General features: G+C 65.1%; 12 protein-coding genes. 11 read left to right on the top strand and 1 reads right to left on the bottom strand.

Annotated features, from left to right (window positions below; translation table 11 throughout):
* Positions 1–73 precede the first annotated feature (73 nt).
* Positions 74–1,192 carry a 3-deoxy-7-phosphoheptulonate synthase gene (locus tag QCE48_RS21155; protein WP_309783927.1) on the top strand — a complete coding sequence of 373 codons (1,119 nt, stop codon included), beginning with the start codon at positions 74–76 and terminating at the stop codon, positions 1,190–1,192.
* A gap of 7 nt (positions 1,193–1,199) precedes the next feature.
* Here QCE48_RS21155 and QCE48_RS21150 read toward each other — a convergent pair whose 3' ends face one another.
* Positions 1,200–2,654 carry an NAD-dependent succinate-semialdehyde dehydrogenase gene (locus tag QCE48_RS21150; protein WP_309783926.1) on the bottom strand — a complete coding sequence of 485 codons (1,455 nt, stop codon included), beginning with the start codon at positions 2,652–2,654 and terminating at the stop codon, positions 1,200–1,202.
* Positions 2,655–2,936: 282 nt separating this feature from the next.
* Here QCE48_RS21150 and QCE48_RS21145 point away from each other — a divergent pair, with 282 nt between their 5' ends.
* The 10 genes from QCE48_RS21145 (at position 2,937) to QCE48_RS21100 (ending at position 13,252) form a co-directional block, all read left to right on the top strand.
* Positions 2,937–3,320, top strand: coding sequence for a tautomerase family protein (locus QCE48_RS21145; protein WP_309783925.1), 384 nt, complete (start codon positions 2,937–2,939; stop codon positions 3,318–3,320).
* A 9-nt stretch (positions 3,321–3,329) separates the two neighbouring features.
* Positions 3,330–3,920 carry a TetR family transcriptional regulator gene (locus QCE48_RS21140; protein WP_309783924.1) on the top strand — a complete coding sequence of 197 codons (591 nt, stop codon included), beginning with the start codon at positions 3,330–3,332 and terminating at the stop codon, positions 3,918–3,920.
* Between the two features lie 194 nt (positions 3,921–4,114).
* Positions 4,115–4,759 carry a GntR family transcriptional regulator gene (locus tag QCE48_RS21135; RefSeq protein WP_087631467.1) on the top strand — a complete coding sequence of 215 codons (645 nt, stop codon included), beginning with the start codon at positions 4,115–4,117 and terminating at the stop codon, positions 4,757–4,759.
* Between the two features lie 25 nt (positions 4,760–4,784).
* Entirely contained in the window at positions 4,785–5,591 is an 807-nt protein-coding gene (locus tag QCE48_RS21130) for an SDR family oxidoreductase (protein WP_309783923.1), read from the top strand.
* Positions 5,592–5,622: 31 nt separating this feature from the next.
* Positions 5,623–6,555, top strand: coding sequence for a 3-keto-5-aminohexanoate cleavage protein (locus QCE48_RS21125; RefSeq protein WP_309783922.1), 933 nt, complete (start codon positions 5,623–5,625; stop codon positions 6,553–6,555).
* Positions 6,556–6,568: 13 nt separating this feature from the next.
* Complete coding sequence (locus tag QCE48_RS21120) at positions 6,569–7,339, top strand: N-acyl homoserine lactonase family protein (protein WP_309783921.1); 771 nt, start codon at positions 6,569–6,571, stop codon at positions 7,337–7,339.
* A gap of 30 nt (positions 7,340–7,369) precedes the next feature.
* Positions 7,370–8,497, top strand: a complete 1,128-nt coding sequence (locus tag QCE48_RS21115) for a sugar ABC transporter substrate-binding protein (RefSeq protein ID WP_309783920.1) — start codon at positions 7,370–7,372, stop codon at positions 8,495–8,497.
* Between the two features lie 25 nt (positions 8,498–8,522).
* Entirely contained in the window at positions 8,523–10,031 is a 1,509-nt protein-coding gene (locus tag QCE48_RS21110; protein WP_309783919.1) for a sugar ABC transporter ATP-binding protein, read from the top strand.
* Between the two features lie 28 nt (positions 10,032–10,059).
* Complete coding sequence (locus QCE48_RS21105; RefSeq protein WP_309783918.1) at positions 10,060–12,159, top strand: ABC transporter permease; 2,100 nt, start codon at positions 10,060–10,062, stop codon at positions 12,157–12,159.
* 145 nt (positions 12,160–12,304) lie between these two features.
* Complete coding sequence (locus QCE48_RS21100) at positions 12,305–13,252, top strand: 3-hydroxyacyl-CoA dehydrogenase (protein WP_309783917.1); 948 nt, start codon at positions 12,305–12,307, stop codon at positions 13,250–13,252.
* Positions 13,253–13,259 lie beyond the last annotated feature (7 nt).

Genomic DNA, 13,259 nt, shown 5'->3' with positions numbered 1-13,259 from the left:
GCAAAATGACATGCCTCAGCGGATGCGAATGCGATAATCGCCGTTTGCTTACCGCCAGCCCGGGAGAACGACCTTGAGCCGCATCGACAATCCGCAACTCGATCAGGAAGTCGGCCTCGCCGATTCCACGCAGGACACGACCCGCATCGACGACGTGCGGATCGGCGCCGTGCGCCCGCTGATCTCCCCGGCGCTCCTTCAGGACGAACTGCCGGTGCCGACCGCCGTGCAGGCGCTCGTCGAACAGAGCCGCGTCGCGATCGCCGATATCCTGCACGGCCGCGACGACCGGCTCGTGGCGGTGGTCGGCCCGTGCTCGATCCACGATCACGATCAGGCGCTCGACTACGCGCACCGCCTGAAGGCCACCGCCGACGCACTGTCCGACGACCTGCTGGTCGTAATGCGCGTGTACTTCGAGAAGCCGCGCACGACGGTGGGCTGGAAAGGCTATATCAACGACCCGCGCCTCGACGGCAGCTATCGCATCAACGAAGGCCTGCGGCGCGCGCGGCAGTTGCTGCTCGACGTGAGCAGCATCGGCCTGCCGACCGCGACCGAGTTCCTCGATCTGCTGAGTCCGCAATACATCGCGGATCTGATCGCGTGGGGCGCGATCGGCGCGCGCACGACCGAGAGCCAGAGCCATCGGCAACTGGCTTCCGGCCTCAGTTGCCCGATCGGTTTCAAGAACGGCACCGACGGCGGCGTGCAGATCGCCGCGGACGCCATCGTCGCGGCGGGCGCGAGCCACGCGTTCATGGGCATGACGAAGATGGGCATGGCCGCGATCTTCGAGACGCGCGGCAACGACGATGCGCACGTGATCCTGCGCGGCGGCAAGAAAGGACCGAACTACGACCGCGAATCGATCGAGGCGTGCTGTGCCGCGCTGAAGACGGTCGGCTTGCGCGAGCAGGTGATGGTCGACTGCTCGCACGCGAACTCGGGCAAGTCGCACCTGAAGCAGCTCGACGTGGCCGCGGACGTCGCGGGGCAGCTTGCGAACGGCGACACGCGCATCATCGGCGTGATGATCGAGAGCAATCTCGAGGAAGGCAGGCAGGATCTCAAGCCGGGCGTGCCGCTGCGCGCGGGCGTGTCGATCACCGACGCGTGCCTCGGCTGGGCGCAGACCGAACCCGCGCTCGAAGCGCTCGCGAGCGCGGTGCGCGAGCGGCGCGCGCGCTGAGCGGGGTTTAGCTCACGTTGCCATAGCAGACGTACTTGGTGTCGAGATATTCCTCGACGCCATAGTGCGAGCCTTCCCGGCCGATGCCCGATTCCTTCACGCCGCCAAACGGGCCCATTTCGCTGAACACGAGGCTTTCGTTCACGCCGACCACACCGCATTCCAGCGCTTCCATCATGCGAAACGAGCGGTTCAGGTCGGCGGTATAGAAGTACGCGGCGAGTCCGGTACGCGGCCGGTTCGCAAGACGCAGCGCTTCGGCTTCATCGTGGAAACGGGTCACGTTCGCCACCGGACCGAGAACTTCATCGCCGCAAATCGCCATCTCGGGGCTGACGTTTGTGAGCACCGTGGGCTGATAGAAGTTCGGGCCAGCCGCGTGGCGCTGGCCGCCCGCCATCACCCTCGCGCCCGATTCGATGGCGTCCCTCACCAGCGCGTCGATCCGTTCGACCGACGCGCGGTCGATCAGCGGGCCGACCTGCGTCTCGTCGCGCATACCGTCGCCCGTCTTGAGCGCCTTCACCTTGTCGACCAGTCGTCGCACGAATTCGTCGTGCACGCCGTCCTGAATCAGAAAACGGTTCGCGCACATCGCCGCCTGACCCGTATGACGAAAGCGCGCCGCAATGGCGCCGCTCACGGCGAGGTCGAGATTGGCGTCGTCGAAGACGATGAACGGCGAACTCGCGCCGAGTTCGAGCGAAACCCGCTTTACGGTTTCCGCGCAACGGGCCATCAGCTTTTTGCCCGCTTCGATGCTGCCAGTGAACGACACTTTCCTGACCTGCGGGCTGTCGATCAGTGCGCCGACGAGCGTTTCGTCGTCGCCCGTGAGTACCGAGAGCACGCCGCGCGGCAAGCCTGCGTTCTCGGCCAGCACGCAGAGCGCGAGCGCGGAGAACGGTGCCTGCGAAGCCGGCTTGAGCACGACCGTGCAGCCGGCGGCGAGCGCGGCGCCGATCTTGCGCGCGACCATCGACGACGGAAATGTCCACGACGTGATCGCCGCGCACACGCCGAGCGGCTCGCAGATCACGCGTATGCGCTGGCTGCGGCGCGCGGCCGGGAGGGTGTCGCCGTGAATGCGCCGCGCCTCTTCCGAGAACCACTCGATGTAATTCGCGGCCTGCGCGACTTCGGCGCGTGCTTCGTGGATTGGCTTGCCCTGCTCGGAGCTCAGGATGATCGCGAGGTCGTCGCGATGCGTCTTCAATAACTGCGCCCATTCGCGCAGCACGCACGCGCGCTCGCGGCCACTCCACTCGCGCCACTCTTCGAAGGCCGTCGCCGCGTGCGCAATAGCCTCCTTCGCCTGCGCGGCGGTCAGCCGGGGCACGTGGCCGATCGGCTCGCCGTTGGCCGGATTGACGACGGTGTCGTGCGGCTGCGAGGCCGCTTCGATCCACGTTCCGCCGACATACGCGGACTGCTCGAACAGGTTGGCGCACTTGAGTTGCATGAGTGTTGCTCCGATCGGATGTTTGCGCGACGTCGCGTGTCCCGCGCGGGATTCACTTTAGCGGAGTTCGCCGCCCGGTGACAAAGGGAACGTGTCGAGTGAGCCGCGATATTCGGATCGCGATATGAGGCGTCTCACGCGCATGTAAGCGTCTGCTGAGATTCGTCACGACAGCGACCACGTGCTTAGCTTGCCAAAAATGACGATCATCATCTATTGAATAAAGTACGGTCATCATCTATTGTGGAAAGCCAACCTGACCCACATCGAAAGGAGCTGGACATGCCGCTCGTACGCATCGATCTCGCACAAGGCCAATCGGCCGAATACCGCGCCGCGCTCGCCGACGAGGTCTATAACGCGATGACCAAAACGCTGAACGTCCCGGCCAACGACCGCTTCATGGTCGTCACCGGGCACGAAGCCGGCGACTTCATCGCGGACCCGAGCTACCTCGGCATCGAGCGAACGCCGGAATGCGTGATCGTGCAGATCACGCTGAATGCGGGGCGCGACGTGAACATGAAGCGCGCGTTCTACAAGGCGCTCGCGGACGGCCTGCATGAACGCGTCGGGCTGAGACGGGAGGATTTGTTCATCAGTCTCGTCGAGGTGGCGAAGGAGAACTGGTCGTTCGGCAACGGCGAGGCGCAATACGCGACCTGAACCACGACCATGCCACGCGTCTCTCGCGAACAGACCGAGCGCAACCGCCTGCTGATCGAGGCGGCTTCGGCGCGCCTCTTCAAGGAGCACGGGCTCAACGGCGTGTCGGTCGCCGACATCATGGCGGGCGCGGGCCTCACGCATGGCGGCTTCTACGGGCATTTCGAATCGAAGGACGAACTCGCGTCGATTGCCTGCGCGCGCGCCTTCGAGGAATCCGCGGCGCGCTGGGAGGCGTTCGGCGAGCACGGCGCCACCGAACAGGCCGCGCTCGCGACGCTGGCGAAGCATTATCTGAGTGCAAAGCAGCGCGACGATCCGGGCTTTAGCTGTCCCGCGCATTCGCTCGCTGCCGACGTGGGACGCGAAGAGGCGTCGAAGCCGGTTCGCAGCGCCTACGCGCGCGGGCTGAAGACGCTGTTGGGCGTGCTGATGTCGTATTCGAAAGCGCGCCGGACCAGGCGCGAGCGACGCCGCGCGCTCGCGCGCATGTCGATGCTGGTAGGCGCCGTGACACTCGCCCGGGCGGTTCGCGGTGACCCGCTTTCCGACGAAATTCTGGAAGCCGCGCGCGAGCATCTCGCGCTCGAAGCGCGGTAGTCACGGCAATCGACGTACCGCTCCGCCTCCGCGTTTATCCCTATCCCCCACGGGTTGACTCCCACGTCCTCAAGGTCGAAACTGCGACACATCATCTGTGATCACAGGTCACACAATTCGCAGGGAGGCACGAAGTGGCAACACGTTCTGCTGGCAACGACCTGCCCGCGCTCGAACTCGTGGCGCGCGAAACGATGGCGGGCCGCGTCTACGCCCAGTTGCGCGAGGCGATCATGACCGGCCGCTTTGCGCCCGGGCAGTTGCTCTCGCTGCGCGGTGTCGCCGAAGCGGTCGGTTCGTCGACGATGCCCGTGCGCGCCGCGCTGACGCGGCTGCAGGCGGAAGGCGCGTTGATCGACGGTCCCGGCCGCGCACTGATGGTCCCGCCGATGACGCTCGATCTGCTCGACGAACTACGCGATGTGCGCATCGCGCTCGAAGGCTGCGTGGCGAAGCGCGCCGCCTCGCGCATGACGCAGGAGCATCTCGCCGCGTTGCAAGCCGTCTTTGACACGATGGACGCGCACGTCGAAGCAGGCCATGTCGCAGCCTATCTGCGCAGCAACTTCGAGTTCCACATCGCCATCTACACGCACGGCGCAAGCGACCTCACGCTCGCGACGATCCAGAACCTCTGGATGCGCATCGGCCCGTTTCTCAACCTCGTCGCGCCGGACATTCCGCATATGCGGCGCTCGATGGCGGCGCACCGCAAGATCGTTGATGCGCTCTGGCGCGGCGATGGCGAAGGTGCGCGCGCGGGGATCGAGCAAGACATCGGCGACGCAGCCGCCGATTTGCAGGAGCGCCTGCAGGGCAGGGAAGCCGCGAGCGCCTGAGGCTTTTAAAAACAACGGAGGCAGCATGACGGTTCTACAGATGTTGAAACCGCACGCCGGCTTGCGCGTGCTCGTCACGGGCGGCGCTTCGGGCATCGGGCTCGTGATCGCGCGCGCGTTCGTCGATGCCGGGTCGCGCGTGCATGTCTGCGACGCGAGCCAAGCGGCCATCGACGCGCTGCTCGAAGTCGAAAGCCAGGCGGAGTGCAACGCGATCACCGCAACGCTCGCCGACGTCGCCGACAAGGACGCGGTCGAGCGCGTCTTTGCCGATGCCGATGCGCAACTCGGCGGCCTGGACGTGCTGATCAACAACGCGGGCATCGCGGGTCCGACGGCCGGCATCGACGAGATCGACGTGAGCGAGTGGGAACAAACCATCGACGTCAATCTGAACGCGCAGTTCTATTTCGCGCGCCGTGCGGTGCCACTCCTGCGCGGCGCGCGCGACGGCGGCGCGATCATCGCGCTCTCGTCCGTGGCGGGGCGTCTCGGCTACGCGTACCGCACGCCGTATTCCGCGACGAAGTGGGCGGTCGTCGGCCTCACCAAGAGTCTCGCGATCGAACTGGGACCGGCGGGTATCCGCGTGAACGCGATCCAGCCGGGCATCGTGAAGGGACCGCGCATCCAGCGCGTGATCGAGGCGCGCGCGAAGCAGCTCGGCCTCTCCTACGAAGACATGGAGAAGGAATATCTCGCGAAGATTTCGCTGCGCCGGATGACGACACCCGAGGAAGTCGCGGCCACCGCGCTCTTTCTGTGCTCGCCGGGCGGCAGCGGCATCTCGGGACAGGCGATCTCCGTGTGCGGCAACGTCGAAGTGCTTTGAACGAATTCGAGTCTCCAGTCGAGAGGATCATATGGCAACGAAACGCAAGGTCATCATCACCTGCGCGCCCACGGGCGCGATTCACACGCCATCGATGTCGCCGTACCTGCCGGTGACGCCGCAGGAAATCGGCGACGCGGCGCTCGCCGCCGCCAAAGCGGGCGCGGCGATCCTGCACCTGCATGCGCGCGATCCCGAGGACGGTCATCCGACGCAGGACCCTGCGGTGTTCCAGCAGTTCCTGCCGCGCATCAAGTCCGAGACGGACGCGGTCATCAACCTGACGAGCGGCGGCAGTCCGCACATGACGGTCGCCGAGCGTTTGAAGCCCGCGCATCACTTCAGGCCGGAAGTGGCGTCGCTCAACATGGGGTCGATGAACTTCGGGCTTTATCCGATGCTCGATCGCTTCAAGGAACTGAAGTACGACTGGGAACGCAAGCATCTGGAAAACAGTCGCGATCTGGTCTTCAAGAACACGTTCGCGGACATCGAATACATCCTCACGTCATGCGGCGCGAACGGCACGCGCTTCGAGTACGAGTGCTACGACATCTCGCATCTCTACAACCTCGCGCATTTCGTCGATCGCGGGCTCGCGAAGCCGCCGTTCTTCGTGCAGAGCGTGTTCGGTTTGCTCGGCGGTATCGGCGCGCATCCGGAAGACCTCGCGCACATGAAGCGCACAGCGGACCGGCTCTTCGGCAACGACTACGTGTGGTCGATCCTCGGCGCCGGACGCAACCAGATTACGCTCGGATCGATCGGTCTTGCGCAGGGTTCGAACGTGCGCGTCGGGCTGGAAGATTCGCTGTGGATCGAGCCGGGCAAGCTCGCGGAATCGAGTGCCGCGCAGGTCGTGAAAATCCGCCAGGTGATCGAAGGACTCTCGCTCGAGATCGCGACGCCCGCCGAAGCGCGCGCGATGCTCGGCCTGAAGGGCGCGAGCGAAACGAACTTCTGACCCGGAGGCCGCCTTGAACAAGCTGAAGGTTGTCGCGATGCCGACGGGCTGGCTCACCGTCGACCGCTCGTCGCAAGTGTATGGCCGCTACTTCGGCCAGCAGATGAAAGTGCCGGTCTGGTCGACGGCGATCGTGGGCGCGCAGAAGAAGATCGTCGTCGATACCGGCATTCACGATCCCGCGTGGGTGTCGAGCTTCGTGTGTCCGTGCGAGCAGGCGCCCGAGGAAAAGCTCGAACGCGCGCTGAAGGAATATGTCGGCTGGAGCGCGGACGAGGTCGATATCGTCATCAACACGCATCTGCATTACGACCACTCGGGCGGCAACACGCTCTTTCGCAACGCGCGCTTCGTCATTCAGGCCGCCGAGTGGGAATACGCGGGCCGCCCGTTGCCGACGCAGGCCACGTACTACCAGGAGTTCCTGATCGGCCGCGAGCCGCTTGCGTACTTTCGCTGGCAGTTCGTCAACGGCGTCGCGGACATCGTGCCCGGCGTGCGCGTCGTGCCGACACCGGGCCACACGCCGGGCCATCAGTCCATTGCAGTCGATACCGACGACGGCGTCGTGATGATCGCGGGCGACTGCGCGAACTGCATGGAGAACATCGTCGACCTCGTGCCGGTGGGGATCGTCCACGAGACCTTCGCCGAACTGGCTTCGCTTAAGCGCATCCGGCAGATCGCCGATTTCGTGATTCCCGGACACGACCCGAATGTCGTGCCCGGATCGTCGGGCATCGAACTGCCCGCAAGTGCACGTCTGCAACACGTCGAAAGCTAGAACACAAACATACGTTGGATGGAGGAAGACATGAAAGCACTGACGCACACGATTCGTCATGCGGGCCGGCTCGCGCTCGGCGCCGCTTTCCTGGGCGCGCTCGCGCTGTCGGGACCGGCTTCGGCCGCGGACAAGTACAAGATTTTCCTGTCGATGAGCTATGTCGGCAACGACTGGCAGACCGAAGCCGCGAACATGGTCAAGGCGATGGCGGGCACGCCTGCGCTAAAGGACAAGGTCGATCTCGAAGTGCAGGTCGCGGGCACCGACGCGCAAAAGCAGATCCAGCAGATCAACTCGATGGTGCAGGCGGGCGCGAAGGCGATCGTCATCTATCCAATCTCGCCGACCGCGCTCAATCGCGCGATCAAGAACGCGTGCTCTAAGGGCGTCGTGGTGGCCGCATACGACGGCGAAGTGACCGAGCCGTGCGCGCACAACGTGACGATCGACCAGCATCAGGCGGGAACGGTGACGGCGGAGTGGCTTGCGAAGACGATCAACGGGAAGGGCAATATCGTGATGATCAATGGCGTGCCCGGCACCTCCGTGGACCGCGCGCGCACCGAGGCCGCGAAGGCGGTGTTCGCGAAGTTTCCGGGCATCAAGGTCGTGGCCGAAGGCACCGGCATGTGGAGCCAGGCGACGGCGAAGACGGAGCTCTCGAAGATCCTCGCGACGAATAGCTGGGACAAGATCGACGGCTTGTGGATGCAGGTCGGCTGCTTCACGGCGGCGTCGATGCAGCTCGAAGCGGGCGTCGCCGACGACAAGGTGAAGCCGTGCGCGGGCGAATCGTCGAACGGGCATCGCGTGCAGATGCTGCCGCCGGGCACCGTGAAGGGCGAAGGCGCATACCGCTCGATCGGCTACCGCTCGATCTCGTATGGCGCGCCGCCGTACTCGGGTGCGATGGCGCTCAAGATGGCCGTGCAGAAGCTCGATGGCAAAGACTTTCCGCAGCGCGTGACGCTCAAGCTGCCGCTCGTCGAGACGCCGCAGTCGAAGCTTTGCAAGACCGGTTCGATCGACGAACTCAAGGCGGGTTGCACGGCGTTCATGCCGGACAAGGTGCCGCCGGGCTGGTTCGCGGACATCTACTCGGACGACACGCGTGAGGTCGGCTTCAACGCGGCGTTGACCGGCAAGCAGGATTGAGTTCATCACGAAGGAGAGACACGAGATGACGACCGACCTGGCGATCGATCTGTCGAAAGTCACGAAGCGCTTCGGTGCGACAGTCGCGCTCGACGGCGCGTCGTTTCGCGTGAAGCGCGGCGCCGTTCACGCGCTGCTCGGCGAGAACGGCGCGGGCAAGTCGACCACGGTCAAGCTGCTCTCGGGACTCATGCAGCCGGACTCGGGCAGCATCGCCGTGATGGGGCGCGACGTGTCGATGAAGAACCCGATGGACGCGCATCGCGCCGGTGTGCAGACCGCGTTTCAGGAGATGACGCTCGTGCGCGACCTGACCGTCGCGCAAAACCTGATGATGTCGTATGAACCGACGGGCTGGTTCGGCCGCATCAAGAAACGCGAGTCGCAGCGCATGGCGGCCGAATGGCTCGAACGGCTCGAACTCGACGACGTGCGGCCCGGCGCCTACATCCGCGATCTCGCGCTTCCCGTGCGGCAGAAGATCGAGATCGCGAAGGCCATCGTGCGTGGCCCGCAAGTGCTGCTGCTCGACGAGCCGACGTCCGCGCTTTCGGGACGCGATGTCGCGTGGCTCGCACGGCGCATCGACGAGATGAAGTCACGCGGCGTCACGTTCGTCTTCATCTCGCATCGCATGCAGGAAGTGCGCGAGTTTTGCGACAGCCTCACGGTGTATCGCAATGGCAAGGACGTCGGTGCGTTCGATACCGCTTCCATTTCCGATGACGAGGTGATCCGCCTCGTCATCGGCCGCTCGATGGAGGCGAAGTATCCGCCGAAGGTGCCCGCGAACATCGAGAGCGAAGTGCCCGCAATGGAAGCGCGCGGCATCAAGGTCGACGGCGTGGTGAGCGACTTCAACCTCACGCTCAAGGCGGGCGAAGTGCACGGCATCGCGGCGTTGCAGGGCATGGGCCAGCGCGAACTGTTCGAAGCGCTCTTCGGCGCCGAGTTCATCGACGACGGCGAGATTCTGATCGACGGCAAGCCGGTCACGCTCACGTCGACCGCCGATTCGCTGAAGGCGGGCGTATCGACGAGCTTTCTTCCCGAGGACCGCAAGACCGAAGGCCTTTTTCTGCGCTTGCCCGGCGGTGAGAACGTCTCGCTGCCGGTCATCACACGATTCACGCGCTTTGGCCTGATCGACCGCAAGCGCGAGCAGGCCGCGATCAAGCGGGCGCTCGCGCAGATGGAAGTCAACCCCCGCGCGGTCTATAAGCCGTGCCTGTCGTTCTCGGGCGGCAATCAGCAGAAGATCGCGATGGCGAAGTGGCTCCTCACGCAAAGCCGCGTGTGGCTGATGTTCGATCCGACGCGCGGCATCGACGTCGGCACCAAGCATCAGATTTTCGTGCTGATGCGCGCGTTCGCCGCGGCGGGCGGTTCGGTGCTGTTCTATTCGACCGACGTGCCCGAACTCGTCAATGTCTGCGACCGCGTGTCGGTGGTGTATCGCGGCCGCAACGTCGCCGAGCTAGAAGGCGATGCGCTGACCGAAGAAAACGTGATGCGCAAGATGCTGGCGAGCTAAGACCGATTCAAGCAAACAGAGGTGTTTCATGAACAACGCCATTGCGTCGCCCGATAGCGAGATCGTGCGGCCCGGCGCGCGCGTCGGACTGGGCGCGCGCATCGATCATTATCGCGGTCTGATCATCGCCATCGGTGCGTTGCTCGCGATGCTGATCGCGTGGGTGTCGCTCTCCGGGACGCCCGTCGGCATGTATGACATCGGCTCGGTCATATCGAGCAGCACGACGCTCGCGCTCGCGGCGATCGGACAGACCATCGTCGTGCTCTCGGGCGGCTTCGATCTGTCGGCGTCGGCGGTCGTCTCGCTCTCCAACGTGCTCGCGGTGCGCTTCGTGCAGGGGACGCCGCTCGAACAGTGGGGCGGCGTCGCGCTCATCATCGCGATAGGCGGCGGCATCGGGCTCGTCAACGGCGCGGTGATCGCGTGGTTCCGCTTGCAATCCATCGTCGTCACGCTCGCGACGATGTTCATGGTGCAAGGCCTCACGCTCCTGATCCAGAACAAGCCGGGCGGCACCATCGGCGAGCAGTTCGGCGCGTTCGTCACATCGGACCTGATTGCCGACAAGGTGCCGATGTCGGCCGCGGTGCTCGTGCTCGCGCTCATCGTCTGGTCGTTCGTGAAGCGCACGCGCTTCGGCGTGGGCCTCTATGCCCTCGGCAGCGATCCGGACGGCGCGTATGCGAACGGCATGCCGGTGACGCGTTACCGCATCGCGACCTACGCGCTAGCGGGCATGTTCTACGCGGCGGCGGGTTTATACGTATCCGCGCAGACCGGTTCCGCCGATCCGCTCGTCGGGCGGCCGCTGCTGCTCTCGATGTTCACGGCCGTGGTGCTCGGCGGGACGTGGCTCGGCGGCGGACGAGGCGGCTGCGTCGGCACCGTATTCGCCGCGATGACGCTCATGATCACCGTGAACATCCTGCTCGTCTTGAACGTGTCGGCGTTCTTCACGACGATCGCCGAAGCGGTGATCCTGATTCTCGCCGTCCTGGGTTCGTCGATCGGCAAGCAGTCCGCCGCGCATCACTGCGCGCGCTATGCATCGCAATGGCTCAAGGCGCTGCGAACCGGCACGCGCGCGAAGGATGCCAGCGATGCGCGCCGTGTCAGTTTCGAAGTGGAGAACTTTCGTCCGATCGACAATACGGAGCTGAAAGGCCGTGCGATCGGCGACTGGATCGAGCGCAATCGCGAATGGGTCAAGTATGTGATGCCTGCGTATCTGCTGTTCGTCGCGGTGGTGGCTATCACCGGCTTCGTCTACGGTCCGGGCGTGCTCGCGAGCGCGAACTTCTATAGCAGCCTGCTCACGCTCACGCTGTTTCTCGCGATCCTCGGTCTCGGCCAGGGCGCGGTGATCCTGACGGGCGGCCTCGACTTGTCGATGCCGTGGCTCATCACGCTGTCGGGCGTGCTGCTGACCGGTCTCACGCATGGCATCAACGGCGCGGCGGTGTGGGCGGTGCCGCTCGTGCTGGGCGTCGGGCTGCTTGTCGGTGTGTTCAATGGCGTCGGGGTCGTGGTGCTGGGGCTGCCGCCGATCGTCGTCACGCTTGCCGCGAACGGTCTGCTTCAAGGTCTTACGCTGATCTATTGCAACGGCTCGCCGCAAGGCTGGGCGCCGTCTTCGATCAGCGAGTTCACGAATGGCCGCGTAGGTCCGCTCTCGCTCGCGGCGTGGAGCGTGCCGGTCTTTCTTGCGGTGGCGCTGCTGCTGCTGCATCGCACGGCGTTCGGGCGGCGCGTCTATGCGGTCGGCAATTCGCCCATCGCCGCGAAGCTCTCGGGCGTGCGGGTCGGCGCGACGCTGATCGCCGTGTACTGTCTTTCGGGGCTTTGCTCCGCCATCGTCGGGTTGCTGCTTGCGGGCTTTAGCAGCCAGGCGTTTCTCGGCATGGGCGATCCGTACTTGCTGCCGTCGATTGCTGTCGTCGTGGTTGGGGGCGCGCTGATTACGGGCGGACGCGGACACTATCTCGGGGTGTTCGGTGGCGCGCTCTTGCTTACCGCGCTCGGGACGCTGCTCGCAGGGACGACCGTGCCGCCGGCCGTGCGGGACATCATCAATGGGCTCGTCGTGCTCGCGGCCGTGATTACTCTGCGGGACAAGAAGGCTTGAGGGATTGGTCGGGTTCTTTTTGCTGCGCTTGTGTCTTCGGGGAACTTGCTTTCACGTCGGTCTATTAGTCCCGCCCGGACAGGGGCAGAGCAAACAGACCGACGCGAAAACAAATTCCACAGAAGCACAAAACCAGGAGACATCGATGGCGAATCGACGAGTAGCAGTAATCGGATCGGGCCGCATCGGCCGGGCATGGTCGATCGTATTCGCGCGCGCAGGCTTCGACGTGCACCTCCACGACGCAAACCTCGCCATGCTCGACGGCGCGCTACCGGCGATCGGCGAAAGCGTCCGCGACCTGGCCGAGTTCGGCCTGATCGAAGAGGATGCCGCCGCGATCGTCGCGCGCATCACGCCATGCGCGAGCCTCGCGGATGCCGTGCGCGACGTCGAACTCGTGCAGGAAAACATCGCGGAGATCGTCGAGGCGAAGCGCGCACTCTTCACCGAACTCGACCGCCTGACCCAGCCCGACACGCTGCTGTCCAGTTCCACTTCCGGCCTGCCCGCGTCGACGTTCACCGAAGGCTTGCACGGCCGCGCGCGCTGCCTCGTCGGACATCCGGTGAATCCGCCGTCGCTCGTGCCGCTCGTCGAACTGTGCGGCGCGCCCTGGACCGCGCGCGAAACGCTCGAGCGCGCCCGCACGCTGTATGCGGAAGCAGGGCAGAAGCCGGTGACGGTCAATCGCGAGATCGCGGGCTTCCTGCTCAACCGCCTGCAAGGCGCGGTGCTCGACGAAGCGATGAGCCTCTACGAGCAAGGCTACGCAAGCGCCGCCGATCTCGACACCGTCATGCGCGACGGCCTCGCCATGCGCTGGTCCTTCATGGGCCCGTTCGAAACCATCGACCTGAACGCGCCGGGCGGCGTGCAGGACTATGCGGATCGCTATGGCGGCACCTATCGCTCGATTGCAGCGGAGCGCGTGCCGTTCGGCTGGTCCGCCGACACGATCGCGAAGCTCGATGCCGAGCGCCGCGCGGTGCTCGATCGCGGCGACATCGAAACGCGCAGCCGCTGGCGCGATCGCAGGCTGATGGCGCTGCTCGCCCATCGCCGCGCGATTGCAAAGAAGGAGCAGGACTGAAGCGCTG

Origin of the sequence: Caballeronia sp. LZ024, assembly GCF_031451455.1 — a bacterium.
In the GTDB taxonomy this organism is placed as follows: Bacteria; Pseudomonadota; Gammaproteobacteria; order Burkholderiales; family Burkholderiaceae; genus Caballeronia; species Caballeronia telluris.
This window is presented reverse-complemented; position numbering and strand designations above follow the sequence as displayed.